Raw genomic sequence first — 16,492 nt, 5'->3', positions numbered from 1 at the left:
TCGTCTGTGGGTGGCGGTGTTAAGAGCATGCGGTCTGCGTAAGAGGAAGGGGTGAGTATTTTACGCTACTGTTGCTGCCGGATGCGGCTCGCGCCTTATCCGGCCTACAAATGAGCGTGAAACGCAGGCCTACAAATGAGTGTGAAATGTAGGCCTGATAAGCGAAGCGCCATCAGGCATAAGTGCCAGGTATTACACGCGGAAGTAGCGTGGTGGAATCAACGCGGAAAAGGCGTCGAACTTCTTCACCATCTTTTTCCAGAACAACATAACAACAATCCTCGATTTGAAACATCGGCGCTATTTTAGTCAGCGCCGACAAATCGTAAAGCCTGTCGCCTTGTTCCGTTCCTGGTACGGTGTAAACCTTTTTGGTCACTGTGTCGTCAAATACGATTGCCGCGAATTTGACGGGGTTGACAATGGCTTACGCCATAAACCAGTAATAAAAGAGACCGACTTTCAGGCCGAGAATCACAATGTAGGCGCAGCAGTATTTCATGGTGCCAGACATAATCTGGTTGGCCTGACCGTCCATTTTGGTGGCAGAAACCGCGATGGCGATGCTTTGCGGCGAAATCATTTTCCCCCCCGTAGCGCCAGAGGTATTGGCCGCGGCCAGCCAGTTAGGATCGATATGCAACTTGCTGGCAGCAATGGTTTGCAGCTTGCCGAACAGAATGTTCGAGTTAGTATCGCTGCCGGTAACGAACGTGCCCAGCGCGCCAATCACCGGGGCGAGGAAGACGTACGAACTGCCGGTCAGATCGACAATCGACTGCGCCAGCGTGGAGATAATCCCGCTGAGATCCATCACCGTGGCCAGCGCGACGATCGCCATAATTGCGACGATAGAGTTTTTAAGCTGGAAAATCGTTTTGATAAATACTTCCAGCATCCCGCGTGCGGACGCCCCCTGAATAAAACCGCCGATAATGGTCGCAAAGATGATCAGCATACCTGGTGTGGTCACCCATTCAACTTTCAGTGCCATCGTTTTGCCGTCAGCCAACGTGAAATGCAGCACCGAAGCCAGTTGGGACGCCGCGCCTTTTATTGTCGGGAACAGCGGCGAACACAGCAGGATAAACACAAAAATAAACAGATAGATAGAGCCCACGCGGAACAGCACTTTTGCCGAGCGCGGCGTGGTTTCGCGGGTATGGCTGACCTCAATGCGCCACTCGGGATCGGTTTTTCCTTTGCGCAGGCGACTGACCATCGCCACGGCAAACAGGCTGACCAGGCTACCGGCAAAAGCGGGTAATTCCGCGCCAAGATGGATGGCGACAAAATATTGCGGAACCAGCGTGGAAATACCGCAAATCAACGTGAGCAGAAATACGCCGCGAATGGCTTTCAGGCCGCCGCCAATAATGCAGACAATCACAAACGGCAGCAGGATATTAAACAGCGCAAGCTGCAAAATAATGGTTCCGCCTAAGGTATAAACCGGCAGATTAACCTGTTCAGCCAGAATAGAAACCGGGATCCCGACCGCGCCGAATGCGGTGGGAACGGTATTCGCCACGAGAGAAGCAATCGCTGCTTTCAGCGGGTTGAATCCCAGCGCAATGAGAATGCCGATCGGAATAGCGACCGCCGTGCCATAGCCCGCTGCGGCTTCAAGAAATCCACCAAAACACCATGAAATCAGCAGCACCTGAATACGCTTATCTTCGCTAATGCTGGCGAGAATATCGCGCAAAATATCCAGCGCTTTGGTCGCCTGCATGACGTTATAACTGAAGATAGCGCCGAGGATCACAATCACGATCGGCCATAGTCCCTTCAGTGCGCCATAGCCTATCGCGGCTTTCAGATTTTGTACGGGCATTTCCCAGAATATTGCCGATAGTGCAGCGGTGAATACCAAAGAAATCAGTACGGAATAATGGATGGGCATTTTTAATTTCAGTATTAAAAATACCATAAGTAGTAAAGGAGAGAGTGCCAGGGCAAACATAAAATATTCGTTCATTGCTATTCCTGATTGGTTCATTAAACCTGATTTATATTTATGGCGGGAAGGCTACATTGCTGTGTAAATAAAATATGTAAACTGAATCGCTTCAGTGAATAAAGTAATTATGATTTATGGTTTTGTAACTATTGTAATCTTTTAATTAAAATTCAATGCCAGATAAATATACTTAAGAGCAAGGTAAATACCCATAAGTGGTTATTTAATAACATTTTTAATAATGGTAGTGACGAAGGTAGTAATCATTCGAAACTATTTTATAAGATGTTAATAACACTGTTGTTTTCAATATAAAAATGTGAGCAAGTCCGAAATAAATAAACATGGGTATTGCATATGCATGTTGATTAGGGGATTATTTGATTTTGTCATACAAATGAAAATACAGACATTTGCGATTGTCCTGATATAAGAAGAGGAGAGTCGCTATCAAAGGAAAACGATCCGTGCATCATAATGAGCCCAGACATTAGTAAAACAAGCAAATACAAAAACTGGGCGTGAAATACAGCTGAATCTTTGCTTGATATCGCGATATCAAGCGCAATAAACAGAAATGAAGCAATGGAGTAGTTATTGTGAATGTAAATTTCTTTGTTACCTGCATTGGTGACGCACTGAAATCACGGATGGCACGAGACTCCGTATTGCTGCTGGAAAAACTGGGTTGTCGCGTGAATTTCCCCGAGAAGCAAGGGTGTTGCGGTCAGCCAGCCATCAACAGCGGATACATCAAAGAGGCGATCCCCGGGATGAAAAACCTGATCGCCGCGCTGGAAGACAACGACGATCCGATTATCTCCCCGGCGGGCTCCTGCACCTACGCGGTAAAAAGCTACCCGACGTATCTGGCCGATGAACCGGAATGGGCGCTGCGTGCTGAGAAAGTTTCCGCGCGTATGCAGGATCTCACCTCCTTTATCGTCAACAAACTGGGCGTGGTGGACGTTGGTGCCAGCCTGCAGGGGCGCGCTGTGTATCATCCTTCCTGTAGCTTGACCCGCAAACTGGGAGTGAAGGAAGAGCCGCTTACGCTGCTGAAAAACGTGCGCGGACTGGAGCTGTTGACGTTTGCCGATCAGGATACCTGTTGCGGCTTTGGCGGGACGTTCTCGGTCAAGATGGCCGAGATATCCGGTGAGATGGTGAAAGAGAAAGTCTTACATCTGATGGATGCAAAGCCGGAATTTTTGATTGGCGCAGACGTTAGCTGCCTGCTGAACATTGGCGGCCGACTGCAACGGGAAGGCCAGCCGGTCAAAGTGATGCATATTGCTGAAGTGCTGATGAGCCGCTGAGGGGAAAGAGATGTCGATAAAAACCAGCGATGTAGAATTTAAACTGCGTATTCGTCAGCAGATAGAAGATCCGATCATGCGCAAAGCCGTGGCTAATGCGCAGGAGCGTATCGGCGCGAATCGGCAAAAAATGGTCGATGAGTTAGGCCACTGGGAAGACTGGCGCGATCGTGCCAGCCAGATCCGCGATCACGTTCTGAGCAACCTCGACGCTTACCTGTACCAACTCTCCGAGAAAGTGACGGAAAACGGCGGACACGTCTATTTCGCCAAAACCAAAGAAGATGCCACTCGCTACATTTTGCAGGTCGCGCAGAGTAAAAATGCGAAGAAGGTGGTGAAGTCCAAGTCGATGGTGACCGAAGAAATCGGCGTCAACCATGTGCTGCAGGATGCCGGAATCCAGGTGATCGAAACCGATCTCGGGGAATATATCCTGCAGTTGGATCAGGATCCGCCTTCGCACGTCGTGGTCCCGGCGATTCATAAAGATCGCTACCAGATCCGCCGCGTGCTGAACGAACGTCTGGGGTACGACGGCCCGGAAACCCCGGAAGCTATGACTTTGTTCATTCGTCAGAAGATCCGCGAGGATTTCCTCAGTGCCGAAATCGGTATTACTGGCTGTAACTTTGCCGTGGCGGAAACCGGCTCGGTGTGTCTGGTGACCAACGAAGGCAACGCGCGCATGTGCACCACGCTGCCGAAAACGCACATTGCGGTGATGGGCATGGAGCGTATCGCGCCGACCTTTGCCGAGGTGGATGTGCTGATCACCATGCTGGCGCGCAGCGCCGTGGGCGCACGTCTGACGGGCTACAACACCTGGCTGACCGGCCCGCGTGAGGCGGATAACGTTGACGGACCGGAAGAGTTCCATCTGGTGATTGTCGATAACGGTCGCTCGCAGGTGCTGGGCTCAGAGTTTCGCGATGTGCTGCGCTGCATCCGCTGCGGAGCCTGTATGAATACCTGTCCGGCGTACCGCCACATCGGCGGACACGGCTATGGCTCTATCTATCCCGGCCCTATCGGCGCGGTGATTTCTCCGCTGCTCGGCGGCTATAAAGATTTTAAAGACCTGCCGTACGCCTGTTCTTTGTGCACGGCTTGTGACAGCGTCTGCCCGGTGCGTATTCCGTTGTCAAAACTGATCCTGCGTCATCGCCGGGTGATGGCCGAGGAGGGCATTACGCCGAAAGCCGAGCGACGGGCGATCAAGATGTTCGCCTATGCCAATAGCCATCCGGGGCTGTGGAAAGTCGGGATGATGGCGGGCGCGCATGCGGCGAGCTGGTTTATCAATGGCGGCAAAACCCCGCTCAAGGTTGGTGCGATTGGTGACTGGATGGAGGCGCGCGATCTGCCTGATGCTGACGGCGAGAGCTTCCGTAGCTGGTTTAAGAAACATCAGGCGCAGGAGAAAAAGAATGGATAACCGTACCGCGTTTTTAAACACCATCGCCCAGGCGCTGGGTCGCCCGCTGCGCTTCGAGCCGCAAGCAGATGCCGCGCCGGTTAACAACTATGCCAACGAGCGCCTGACCGAGCTTAGCCCCGAGCAGCGCTGCTCTGCGTTTATCCAGTTTGCCAGCGAAGTGATGCTGGCCCGCTGCGAACTGACCAGCGAGGACCAGGCCGCAGACGCGGCGCTGCGCCTGTGTAAAGAATTGGGTCAGCAGCCTGTGGTGCTGAGCGGCGACAGTCGGCTGGTGGAGCTGGGCATCACCGAACGCTTGCAGCAGGAATGCCACGCCGTGGTCTGGGATCCGGCGCGTGGTAGCGAAAATATTACCCAGGCCGAGCAGGCGAAAGTGGGCGTGGTGTATGCCGAGTATGGCCTGACCGAGTCCGGCGGCGTGGTACTGTTTTCCGCACCAGAGCGCGGGCGCTCCCTGAGTCTGTTGCCGGAGTCCTCGATTTTCGTGCTGCGTAAAAGCTCCATTCTGCCGCGCGTGGCGCAGCTGGCAGAAAAACTGCATCAGAAAGCGCAGGCCGGTGAGCGTATGCCATCGTGCATTAATATCATCAGTGGACCCAGCTCGACGGCGGATATTGAGCTTATCAAGGTGGTTGGGGTGCATGGCCCGGTGAAAGCGGTGTATCTGATTATTAAGGACTGTTGAGGCAGGATGGAAAACCGCTCTGGCGCTATAGGCCAGAGCGGTATCGACGTTATGCAATCATGCTGATGATCAACACGATAATCAGGCCAACCACGGAGTTTACCAGCTCCAGCAGACCCCAGGTTTTCAGCGTATCCTTCACCGACAGGTCAAAGTAGCCTTTAAACAGCCAGAACGAAGCATCGTTGATATGGGTCAGGGTGTTGGAGCCGGCCGCTGTTGCCAGCACCAGCAACGCCGGGTCGACGCCCACCAGTTGACCGGTTGCCGGGTCGAGGATCGCTGCGCTAATAATCCCCGCCGCCGTCATGGCTGAGACCACGCCCTGACCCGTTGCCAGACGAATCAGCACGGTTATCAACCACGCCATGATGTAGGGAGAAATATTGCCGTGCGACATCAGCATGCCGATGGTATCGCCGATGCCGGTATCGATAATGGTTTGCTTCAGTACGCCGCCCGCGCCGATGATCAGGATCACCATGGCGATGCTTTTCACCGCGTTTTCAAAGGCGTTCATCACCCACTGCATATCGTGACCGCGCGCGGTACCAAACAGCACGAAGGCGACAACCATGGCGATAAACATCGCAATCGGCGAGGAGCCTAAGAAGTTGACCACTTCCCACGCCTGCGTCCCTTTCACCAGCCAGATGTTGGCGATGGTGGTGGAGATCATGATGATCGCCGGGATCAGCGGCACCAGAATAGACACGCCGAAGGACGGCAGGTTGTTCTGGTCAACCGGTACGTCGGCCTTCATGAATGACGGCGTTGGACGATCGAGGTTGCCGAGGAATTTCGGCAGGATAAGTCCGGCGCAGATCACGCTCGGAATGGTCACCAGGATACCATAGATGTAAACCATGCCCATGTCAGCGCCGTAGGCGTTAACCAGCGCGACCGGACCCGGCTGCGGTGGGAACAGTGAGTGGGCGGTGGTGGCGGCGGCAACCGCAGGAATCGCCAACTTAAGGAACGGGATCTTCGCTTCCGCGGCAATGACGATCACCAGCGGTGCCAGCATAATAAACGCCACTTCATAGAACATCGCCAGGCCGAAGATCAGACCAATAATGATCACCGACAGCTGCACGTAACGTAGACCGAGTCGCGCCAGCAGAGTATGGGCAATCTGATGCGCCGCGCCGGAGTCAACCATCAGCTTACCGATGACTGCCCCGAATACTACGATAATCGCCAGCTCACCTAGCGTGCTGCCAAAGCCGGATTTCATGGTATGCAGCAGTTCCATTAAATCCATTCCCGCCAGCATACCGACCGAGAGTGCCGCCAGCAGCAGGGCGACCATCGAGTTTATTTTGAATCTTAAATTGAGCACCAGCATCAGGCCGATGCCGAATACAACCCACAGAATATTGAGAACGTGCATATAACGTCTACCTTACTTTGGTTGAACTATTATGATTTTGGTTGAGATGTTACATATATTGGTCAACCTATGATGCGATGGATGTCACATTGCGTTACATGTTTACATTAATACTGGGTTGTATGGCCGTTCATTAGCGGTATGGTCAGCAGATATCGTGATTTGGTTAACCAATTTATCGCTTCAGGTTGACATGTAATACCAAAAGGAGGAATTTATGTGCCATATCGTCGAGTCCATAACGTAAACGAGGAATAAAACATGGAACAGACATGGCGCTGGTATGGTCCTAACGATCCGGTCACCTTAGCGGATGTGCGTCAGGCGGGTGCAACGGGCGTTGTCACTGCCTTGCACCATATCCCGAACGGGGAAGTGTGGACGGTTGATGAGATCCTGAAACGCAAAGCCATTATTGAGCAGGCGGGCCTGGTATGGTCGGTCGTCGAAAGCGTACCGATCCACGAAGACATTAAAACCCGTTCCGGCAACTATCAGCAGTGGATTGCCAACTACCAGCAAAGCCTGCGTAACCTGGCCGAGTGCGGCATTCGTACCGTGTGCTACAACTTTATGCCGGTTCTCGACTGGACCCGTACCGACCTGGAATACGTCCTGCCGGACGGCTCCAAAGCGCTGCGTTTCGATCAAATTGAATTTGCCGCCTTTGAGCTGCATATCCTCAAACGCCCTGGCGCGGAAGCGGACTACACCGCCGAAGAGATTGCGCAGGCGAATGAACGCTTCACCACCATGAGCGAAGAAGACAAAGCACGTCTGACCCGCAATATCATTGCCGGTTTGCCGGGCGCGGAAGAGGGCTACACGCTCGACCAGTTCCGCCAGCATCTTGAACGCTATAAGGATATCGATAAAGCTGCGCTGCGTGAGAATTTTGCCGTCTTCCTGAAGGCGATTATTCCGGTAGCAGAAGAGGTCGGTGTGCGTATGGCGGTACATCCTGACGATCCGCCGCGCCCAATCCTTGGCCTGCCACGCATTGTTTCCACCGTGGAAGACATGCAGTGGATGGTCGATACGGTCAACAGCATGGCGAACGGTTTCACCATGTGTACCGGCTCCTACGGCGTTCGTGCGGATAACGACCTGGTCGACATGATCAAACAGTTTGGCCCGCGCATTTACTTCACCCATTTGCGCTCCACGCTGCGTGAAGATAACCCGAAAACCTTCCATGAAGCGGCGCATCTAAATGGCGACGTTGACATGTACGAAGTGGTGAAAGCGATCGTTGAGGAAGAACAGCGCCGTAAAGCCGAGGGCAAAGAAGATCTGATCCCTATGCGCCCGGACCACGGTCACCAGATGCTTGACGACCTGAAAAAGAAAACCAACCCAGGTTACTCCGCGATTGGTCGCCTGAAAGGCCTGGCGGAAGTGCGTGGCGTTGAGATGGCTATCCAGCGCGCTTTCTTTAGCCGCTAAAGCAGTGTTGCCGGTCGCCTGTCTGGCCGGCTTTTTTCTTTTCTCTCCGTTGGTATTTCCGACGGGATCTGGAGTTCACGATGACAACGACAATTGCCAATAGCAACCTGCCGGTTGCACGCCCTGCATGGGACAGCTCTCGTCTGCAATCCCGCATTGTTCACCTGGGATGCGGCGCTTTTCACCGCGCGCATCAGGCGCTGTACACCCACCATCTGCTGGAAACCGCCGACAGCGACTGGGGTATCTGTGAAGTTAACCTGATGCCGGGTAATGACTGCATACTGATTGAAAACCTGCGCAAGCAACAATTGCTGTATACCGTGGCAGAAAAAGGCGCGGACAACACCGTGCTGAAAGTGATCGGCTCGATGAAAGAAGCGCTGCACCCGGAGCTTGACGGCTGTGATGGTATTTTACAGGCCATGGCGCGCCCGCAGACGGCAATTGTCTCGCTGACGGTCACGGAAAAAGGCTACTGCACCGATGCTGCCAGCGGCCAGTTAGATCTCAATAACCCGCTGATTAAACACGATCTGGCAAATCCAGCCGCGCCGAAATCGGCGATTGGTTACATCGTACAGGCGCTGCATCTGCGTCGTGAGCAGGGGCTGGCGGCCTTTACCGTGATGTCCTGCGATAACGTGCGTGAAAATGGGCATGTGGCGAAAGTCGCGGTGCTGGGCCTGGCGCAGGCGCGTGACCCGCAGCTGGCGCAGTGGATTGAAGCAAACGCCACTTTCCCGTGCACCATGGTAGACCGCATTGTTCCGGCGGCAACGCCAGAAACGTTGCAGGAGATTGCCGACCAGTTGGGCGTTTACGATCCGTGCGCTATCGCCTGCGAACCGTTCCGCCAGTGGGTGATTGAAGACAACTTTGTTAACGGTCGCCCTGACTGGGACAAAGTCGGCGCACAGTTTGTTGCTGACGTAGTACCGTTTGAAATGATGAAACTGCGCATGCTCAACGGAAGCCACTCTTTCCTCGCTTATCTGGGCTATCTCGGCGGTTATGAAACCATCGCTGACACCATGACCAATCCAGCATACCGCAAAGCGGCGTTTGCACTGATGATGCAGGAGCAAGCGCCAACGCTGTCGATGCCGGAAGGTACCGAGCTCAACGCCTACGCGACGCTGCTGATCGAGCGTTTCAGCAACCCATCTCTGCGCCACCGTACCTGGCAGATTGCGATGGACGGCAGCCAGAAACTGCCACAGCGTCTGCTGGATCCGGTGCGTCTGCATCTGCAAAACGGTAGCGGCTGGCGTCATCTGGCACTGGGCATCGCGGGCTGGATGCGCTACACCCACGGTGTGGATGAACAGGGGCAGGTCATTGATGTTGTCGACCCAATGCAGGCCGAATTCCAGCGCATTAACCAACAGTTCCAGGGAGCCGAACGCGTGACTGCTCTGCTGGGGTTGAGCGGCATTTTTGGTCATGATCTGGCGGAAAACGCCGACTTTGTTGCGACGGTTACCGCAGCGTATCAACAGTTGTGTGAACACGGCGCACGCGAGTGCGTTGCAGCGTTAAGCGCTGACGCATAACCTCCCAGGTATGACGGGTCAATCAAAATACTAATTTGGTTGACCCGTTTTCTGTTTTTGGCTTCCCGCAAATGCTATAGTTCAGGCGAAAAAACGTTATTGGTAGGCCGGATAAGGTGTGCGCAGTCATCCAGCCTCCGGATTCTGAATTGACGCATCTGACGGACATAACACGATGAAATCAAACACTTCTCAGCAAAGACCCTACCAGGAAGTGGGTGCAATGATCCGCGATCTGATTGTCCAGACGCCGTACCAGCCTGGTGAGCGCTTGCCGCCGGAGCGTGAAATCGCCGAGAGACTCAATGTCACTCGCACGGTGGTGCGCGAAGCGTTAATCATGCTGGAAATTAAAGGTCTGGTGGACGTGCGTCGTGGCGCCGGGATCTACGTGCTCGACAATGCAGAAGCTCAGACCATCGACAGTTCGGATGTGAATCATTGCAATGATGCAGGCCCGTTTGAGCTGCTCCAGGCGCGACAGCTGCTGGAAAGCAACATCGCCGAATTTGCCGCGCTGCAGGCCACCCGCGAAGATATCGTCAAAATGCGCCAGGCGTTGCAACTGGAAGAGCGGGAGCTGGCCTCCAGCGAACCGAACGGTTCTGAAAGCGGTGACATGCAGTTCCATCTCGCTATCGCCGAGGCCACGCATAACAGCATGCTGGTGGAGCTGTTTCGCCAGTCATGGCAGTGGCGCGAGAACAACCCGATGTGGATCCAGCTTCATAGCCATCTCGATGATACCCACTATCGTAAAGAGTGGATGGGCGACCATAAACAGATCCTGGCGGCGTTAATCAAAAAGGATGCCCGCGCGGCCAAGCTGGCGATGTGGCAGCATCTGGAAAACGTCAAACAGCGCCTGCTGGAGTTTTCAAATGTTGATGACATCGACTTCGATGGCTATCTGTTTGACTCCTGGCCGCTGGATAAAGTTAACGCTTGATTTTACCACCTCTCATGCGGGCTGTTCCGGCCCGCTCGGCATTGCATAGCAACCTTTCTTTTCACGTCTTAAACCTCATGTAAAAAATGGTTTCCATAGTCTTCAGTGATCATTTTTTTCGCCGCCCTGTGTGATGTAAATTGATTTTCATCAATTAAAAACAACTTATTTTTGCTTGCGAAAAAATGCGCTATTTACCTTATTTTTACCTTTTCGTGCGTATTTTTAGACAAAACTGGTCTGTATTAAGTGAGAATCAAAGTGATTTCCGCTGCGGTTAGGGCAGGGCCGCCTGGCATAGCAGCGCATAAAAACACGTGGTTTGCGTAAAAGTAGACATTAATAACGATATGTAACCTATTGGCAGCAATGATGTTTTGAAAGCATGTCATTTTACATGTGAATGATTCATGCCTTTTTAATCAAATGAATAAAAACGAATATGTGTAAAGCTAACATTACACATTATTCTATAATCAAGTTATCTTTCATTTGAAATAGTGTTCCAGTTTTTCTTTGTTTATTAACAGTTTCATTACTATTGTGACTGTATTTTGCCGTTGACATGTTTTTACACTGACTGCATATTTCATCGCCATAAGCGTGTTTGCGTTCAGGAGATGACTATGCCCTCTCGAGATTACCCTGATATCCGAAAAGCCAGGGGAACCCGATCAAAAGATATGGTTCTATTAAGTGCCCGTGTCGATACTTCTCTATGGGAATATGTTCGGACGCTGGCATTTGAAACCCGTAAAAGTAAACAAGACATTATTGCCGAGGCATTAATGTTGCATCGCTCTATTAATGAGAGCACAAGCGAAGAATCTAAGTAATTACTCTCTGTTCGGGTTTTATTTAAAACCCAAAATTGAAATAGGTCTTGCCACTTCATTATTGCCTTTATTGGTATATTTTTTCGGTGTGTTATTGGTGTTTCCCCTTATCTGGAGGGGACTTTTTTATGTGGGCATTCCGCCTTCATAACAAAGTTGATAGCAAAATTCACAATTAAAAGTGAGTAATAATATGAAAAAGTCAGTAGTGGCATTAGCTGTAATGGCATTAGGGGTAACCTCCGCTCAGGCAGCGGAAATTTATAATAAAGATGGCAACAAACTGGATCTGTACGGCAAAGTCAAAGCGGTCCATTCCTGGAGTGACGGCACTAATGCCGATGGTACCTACGCGCGTCTGGGTTTTCGCGGTGAGACACAAATCAACGATCAACTGACCGGTTATGGCCAATTTGAGAGTCAGTTTGATGCCTCTAAAGCAGAAGGTTCTCAGAATGGCGTTAACACACGTCTGGCGTTTGCTGGCCTGGATTACGGCCATGACGTTAGCTTTGACTACGGTCGTAACTACGGTATCGCTTACGACGTGGGAGCTTACACTGACACTCTCTCAGAGTTCGGCGGTGACTCCTTTGAAAATACTGACCGCTTCCTTACTACACGCACTTCTGGCGTTGCAACACTCCGTACCAAAAATCTGTTTGGTGCCGTTGATGGCCTGAACGTTGGCGCGCAATATCAGGGGCAGGACGATACCAATACGGATCCGACGAAACAGCACGGCAACGGCTACGGCTTCTCCCTGGGTTATGACAATATCGCGGATTCCGGCGTATCTGCCATTGCAGCCTACACCAACAGTTCTGTGACTGCTCAGCAGAAACAAAATGGTTGGGATGGCGAAAACGCAGAATTCTGGGGTGCTGGCCTGAAATATGATGCAAACGCTATCTACGTTGCGACCATGTACGGCGAATCCCACAACCTGATTCAGGATGCGGACAAAGCGCAGCACTTTGAAGCGATGGCGGCGTATGTGTTTGATTTTGGTCTGCGTCCGAACGTGGCTTACGTTCATGCGCGTGATAACAACAACACTGATCTGACCGAATACGTTGCGCTGGGCACAGACTACTACTTCAACAAAAACATGGTTGCTGATGTGGGTTACAAAATTAACCTGCTCGATGGCAAAGACGGCGACAATCAGGTTGTTGCGGGTCTGACCTATCAGTTCTAAGTAGTTATACTAGTACGAAAAAGGCGTCTTGGTTAAGACGCCTTTTTTACATCTGTTGGAGTTTAAATCGGCTGACTTTCTTTCATCTGTACACCGCTAAACAGCCATTGCCAGATGCCCACTTTTACCCATGCGACCACACAGAGGATCAGATAAAAAAGCGGATTATGGGTAATGGTAACGCGCATGACTTCCATTAAATCCACATGCAAATTTCCGGCAATTGCCATATTGATAACAAAAATAGAGGCTACAGCGCTGGCCAGTAAAATAAGTATGGCATGTAACTTTGTTATCTCTGGTAACTTGCCAGAGGCCCATTGCCATAAGAATGTTGTTGATAACAGGAAGATAATAAACAATCCCAGTGCGCCAAACAGGCCAAAGTCTTTATAATCCTTTAGCGTGCCAATTAAACCCGCCAAAATAATTAACCCCAGTAGTATTTTTTTAAACCACGACATGTGCCTTTCCCGAAGATGGTGTTGATGTTGAATTAATATGTCCATTTTTACGCATTTTAAATTGAGTTTATAAATGAACAGCCGGGAATTATAAATTGTCTGGCGGGTAATTGCCGATTATTTGCGGTTTATTAAATGCTGACATTTAATTGCGGACTAATCCGAATATATCTTCTTTAGACGTTAGCCGGTTATACCCTTTTTGGCGAGGCGAAACGCTGTTTGTATAATTGCGTGAGGCTGATAAGTGCCGCAATAAACAACGCGACCGCGCCGCACACCGTGGCGTTAACGATCGCCTGCGCGCCGCTTCCCAGCAGGCTGGTTAATAGCGGACCAAGTATTTGCCCAATGCCGTAAGTCAGAGTGACCAGGCCCAGCAGATTAATATTGCGCGGTACGCTTAGTTGACGGGCAAGCGGCATCACCAGTGAGGTGGTTCCCATAAACGTTGCGCCAAACCCCATGCTGCTTATCACCAGCAGCGGCAAGGAGCCGCTGGCGAGCGTCATGACCACGCAGGCGCTTTGAATCAGCAAATTCGCCGTCAGGCATTGCAATACTCCCCAGCGTCGGGCGGCCCACAGCCAGGCGAAACACCCCGGAATTATCGATATGCCGACCAGCGACCAGAGATGGGCAGTCAACAGCGGCGAACCGGCACTTTTCGCCATTAGCGGCAGGTAGGTGGCGACAATGATGTAGCCAAATCCGGCCAGCCCGTACAGTAGAGCCAGCAGCCACCAGGACATAGGCTGATGCTCTGTTTTTACCGGGGCCGCAGCGGGGAGCACGTGGTTGCGAGATGGCAGGAGTATAACCAGTAGCACGAAGAACAGAGCCGAGGCTGCCGCTGCGCCCAGCCAGAGCGTGTGCGATGAAAGCGCAAAATGCAGACCGCTAATGACATATTCATTGCCCAGCAAAATACCTGCACCAACGCCGGAGAACAACGCCGCGATCACGAAGGGATGCCGGGTATGATGCAGAACGATCATTGAGCCAAAGATCATCATACCGGCACTGGCGACGCCCGCCAGAAAGCGGATCAGCATCACCAGTGCGGGCTGAGTAAAGCTGGCCATCGCCAGAATCAGCCCTGCGGTAGCGAGCGCGGACGTTAGCAACATCGGGCGTAAGCGAGAGGGAAGATGGAAGAGCCCGAAGGAGAAGAGCAGGCTTCCTGCCAGATACCCGGCGTAGTTGGCGCTGGCAATCCAGGAGAGTTGGTCAAACGTAAATTGACCTTCCGACAGCAGCACCGGCAGCATTGGTGTATACAGAAAGCGCCCAATTCCCATACCCAGTGTTAAGACCAGCATGCCAAAAAGCGCGACGCTGATGGCATGACGATTTGAATCTGGGCTTCCCTGGGACATACGGACTCTCATTTCGCGCTGTTAGTTGATAATTGTTATATTACATGCGTAAATGATAATGAAAAGTAAAATAGCGCAAGGCCTAATGCTGTCAAAGATTACGGCTGTAGACCCGTGAGACTTCCCCCCACGGATGATAGCCCGGCCCGTCAAAGTAAAATCCCGCTTTCTCGTATAAGCCTTCCAGGTCAGTACACAAATGAAGCCGCATGAAGCCTAACTGTCTGGCCTGCTGCGCAATATGTTCAATCAGGCGAAACGCCAGACCGTGACCACGATAGCGAGGATCGATATAGAGTGCGCATAGCCACGGCCACAGTTCGCCGCGACTGATAAAATCATTAGTGATCAATCCGGCGCAGCCAACAATGCTGTCGCCGTCCTGCATCCAGTACCACTGCGGTAGCGGGTTCTTTGCGCCAATACAACGATGCAGTGCATCCTCGTAAACTCTCATGGAGTCTTCCGAGGCCCATTGTTGCTGAAAGTAAGCGGTGACCTCGTGCAGTTTTTCCGGTGTTTCGCGCAGGGAAAAAATGCGGATGTTCATCGTCATTGAATTTTTCTCCTTAAAAATTCGCCAGCGTCAGCAGGGAAGGAATTTGCGACAACAGATATAACACCAGCCCAATAGAACCGCCAACCAACGTGCCGTTGACGCGGATAAACTGCAAATCTTTACCGATGTTCAGCTCGATTTGCTGTGACATATCGCGTGCATCCCAGCTTTTCACCGTGTCGCTAATGTGGCGCGTCAGGAAGGTGGCGAACTCTGGCGCCACTTTATGTGCGGCCTGCTCCAGATGCCCATTCAGTGAGGCGCGCAGGGCGCTGTCGGCTACCAACGTTTCGCCGAACCACTGCCCGGCGCTGGCGATGCGCTGCTTCACGCGGGAATCATCGGCGTTAATGTCGGTTTTCACCCACTGACGCAGGTCTGCCCACAGCTCGCCAAGATAACGGTTGAAGGCTTCATCTTCTTTCAGATAGCTTTTCAGGCTTTCGGCCCGCACGGCCATCTCCGGATCGTGTTTGAGCTTATCGATGAGCTTAAACGTGGCGCGATCGAAGGCATGGCGGATCTGATGTGCGCGATCGTGGCTGATGTCATCCAGCAAGGAGTTAACGGCATCAGACACCAGCTCGGCGCTGTGCTCGCCCAGCCATTCGGTTGGCAGGATCTTCGCTTTCAGTGGATGTTCGGTTTCCAGCCAGTGCACGACCTGTCTGGCGATAAACGCTCGCGAGCTGTCGCGCTGGAGCAGGGCGATCAGTTGGGCAATCAGCGTGTCGAGCAGCACCTGATGGCGATTGTTTTTGGTCATGCTTTCCAGCATCAGCGCGCTGGTACCGGAGAGATCGACCTTGTCGATGGCCTTGTGCACCGCCCGCTTGATCAGCCGCTGAATGCGCGAGTCGTCGGTCAGTTCGAGAAAACCGCTCATGATCTGCAGCAGATGCTGGCCAATACGCTGGGCGTTTTCCGGCTGGCTGAACCAGTTGCCGATCAACAGCGCCGGTTCATGGCGGCGGATCAGCGCGACCAGCGACTGGGTATCGAGAAATTTTTCCTGGACAAATTGCCCGAGATTTTCGCCGATCCGATCCTTATTGCGCGGGATAATCGCCGTGTGCTGCGAGATAAACGGGATCGGCACCCGGCGAAAAAGCGCCACCACGGCAAACCAGTCCGCCAGCGCGCCCACCATCGCCGCTTCGGCGATCGCTTTGATCCCCAGTACCCAGAAATTAGGCGGCAGAAAAAGCGTGATGACGAAGGTGGCAGCGGCAATCAGCAGCAATGAGAGCGCCAGTCGCTTGGCGCGTTTGAGTTCAGCAATTTTATTCATAGGCTTAAGG

General features: G+C 52.2%; 14 protein-coding genes. 8 read left to right on the top strand and 6 right to left on the bottom strand.

Features of this window, described 5'->3' with window-relative positions; translation table 11 throughout:
* Positions 1-427 precede the first annotated feature (427 nt).
* Positions 428-1,981 (bottom strand): L-lactate permease, encoded by a 1,554-nt coding sequence (locus OGX83_RS02870; protein ID WP_286587300.1) that lies wholly within the window; start codon positions 1,979-1,981, stop codon positions 428-430.
* 581 nt (positions 1,982-2,562) lie between these two features.
* Between OGX83_RS02870 and OGX83_RS02865 the strand changes: the two genes are divergently transcribed.
* Genes OGX83_RS02865 through OGX83_RS02855 form a run of 3 tightly spaced genes read left to right on the top strand, consistent with a single transcriptional unit; the run spans position 2,563 to position 5,408 of the window.
* A complete protein-coding gene (locus tag OGX83_RS02865) occupies positions 2,563-3,282 on the top strand; it encodes a (Fe-S)-binding protein (protein WP_001102105.1) in 720 nt (239 codons plus the stop codon).
* 10 nt (positions 3,283-3,292) lie between these two features.
* The gene (locus OGX83_RS02860) at positions 3,293-4,720 is read left to right on the top strand and encodes a LutB/LldF family L-lactate oxidation iron-sulfur protein (protein ID WP_008786085.1); all 1,428 of its coding nucleotides are present in this window, start codon (positions 3,293-3,295) and stop codon (positions 4,718-4,720) included.
* Positions 4,713-5,408 (top strand): LutC/YkgG family protein, encoded by a 696-nt coding sequence (locus OGX83_RS02855; protein WP_286587298.1) that lies wholly within the window; start codon positions 4,713-4,715, stop codon positions 5,406-5,408. Before OGX83_RS02860 ends, OGX83_RS02855 begins: the two co-directional genes overlap by 8 nt.
* Positions 5,409-5,457: 49 nt before the next feature.
* Here OGX83_RS02855 and gntP read toward each other — a convergent pair whose 3' ends face one another.
* Entirely contained in the window at positions 5,458-6,801 is a 1,344-nt protein-coding gene (gntP, locus tag OGX83_RS02850; RefSeq protein WP_003033260.1) for a gluconate permease GntP, read from the bottom strand.
* A 261-nt stretch (positions 6,802-7,062) separates the two neighbouring features.
* Between gntP and uxuA the strand changes: the two genes are divergently transcribed.
* The 5 genes from uxuA (at position 7,063) to OGX83_RS02825 (ending at position 12,789) form a co-directional block, all read left to right on the top strand.
* Positions 7,063-8,247 carry a mannonate dehydratase gene (gene uxuA / locus OGX83_RS02845; protein ID WP_032942283.1) on the top strand — a complete coding sequence of 395 codons (1,185 nt, stop codon included), beginning with the start codon at positions 7,063-7,065 and terminating at the stop codon, positions 8,245-8,247.
* Between the two features lie 80 nt (positions 8,248-8,327).
* Complete coding sequence (locus OGX83_RS02840) at positions 8,328-9,803, top strand: fructuronate reductase (RefSeq protein ID WP_286587296.1); 1,476 nt, start codon at positions 8,328-8,330, stop codon at positions 9,801-9,803.
* Positions 9,804-9,978: 175 nt separating this feature from the next.
* Positions 9,979-10,752 (top strand): Uxu operon transcriptional regulator, encoded by a 774-nt coding sequence (uxuR, locus tag OGX83_RS02835; protein WP_008786090.1) that lies wholly within the window; start codon positions 9,979-9,981, stop codon positions 10,750-10,752.
* Between the two features lie 626 nt (positions 10,753-11,378).
* Positions 11,379-11,588 carry a hypothetical protein gene (locus OGX83_RS02830; protein ID WP_003830087.1) on the top strand — a complete coding sequence of 70 codons (210 nt, stop codon included), beginning with the start codon at positions 11,379-11,381 and terminating at the stop codon, positions 11,586-11,588.
* A gap of 193 nt (positions 11,589-11,781) precedes the next feature.
* The gene (locus tag OGX83_RS02825; RefSeq protein ID WP_286587294.1) at positions 11,782-12,789 is read left to right on the top strand and encodes a porin; all 1,008 of its coding nucleotides are present in this window, start codon (positions 11,782-11,784) and stop codon (positions 12,787-12,789) included.
* Between the two features lie 62 nt (positions 12,790-12,851).
* On the opposite strand, the gene OGX83_RS02820 is transcribed toward OGX83_RS02825, so the two are convergent.
* The 4 genes from OGX83_RS02820 to OGX83_RS02805 all read right to left on the bottom strand — a co-directional run bounded on the left by OGX83_RS02820 (position 12,852) and on the right by OGX83_RS02805 (position 16,482).
* Positions 12,852-13,298 (bottom strand): hypothetical protein, encoded by a 447-nt coding sequence (locus OGX83_RS02820; RefSeq protein ID WP_240500734.1) that lies wholly within the window; start codon positions 13,296-13,298, stop codon positions 12,852-12,854.
* 146 nt (positions 13,299-13,444) lie between these two features.
* On the bottom strand, positions 13,445-14,632 hold the full coding sequence (locus tag OGX83_RS02815; RefSeq protein ID WP_186413773.1) for an MFS transporter: 1,188 nt from the start codon (positions 14,630-14,632) through the stop codon (positions 13,445-13,447).
* Positions 14,633-14,723: 91 nt separating this feature from the next.
* Positions 14,724-15,188 (bottom strand): GNAT family N-acetyltransferase, encoded by a 465-nt coding sequence (locus OGX83_RS02810; protein ID WP_020996242.1) that lies wholly within the window; start codon positions 15,186-15,188, stop codon positions 14,724-14,726.
* Positions 15,189-15,201: 13 nt separating this feature from the next.
* On the bottom strand, positions 15,202-16,482 hold the full coding sequence (locus OGX83_RS02805; protein ID WP_003830070.1) for a DUF445 domain-containing protein: 1,281 nt from the start codon (positions 16,480-16,482) through the stop codon (positions 15,202-15,204).
* Positions 16,483-16,492: the final 10 nt, after the last annotated feature.

Source organism: Citrobacter sp. Cpo074 (genome assembly GCF_030332745.1).
GTDB classification, from domain to species: domain Bacteria; phylum Pseudomonadota; class Gammaproteobacteria; order Enterobacterales; family Enterobacteriaceae; genus Citrobacter; species Citrobacter portucalensis.
This window is presented reverse-complemented; position numbering and strand designations above follow the sequence as displayed.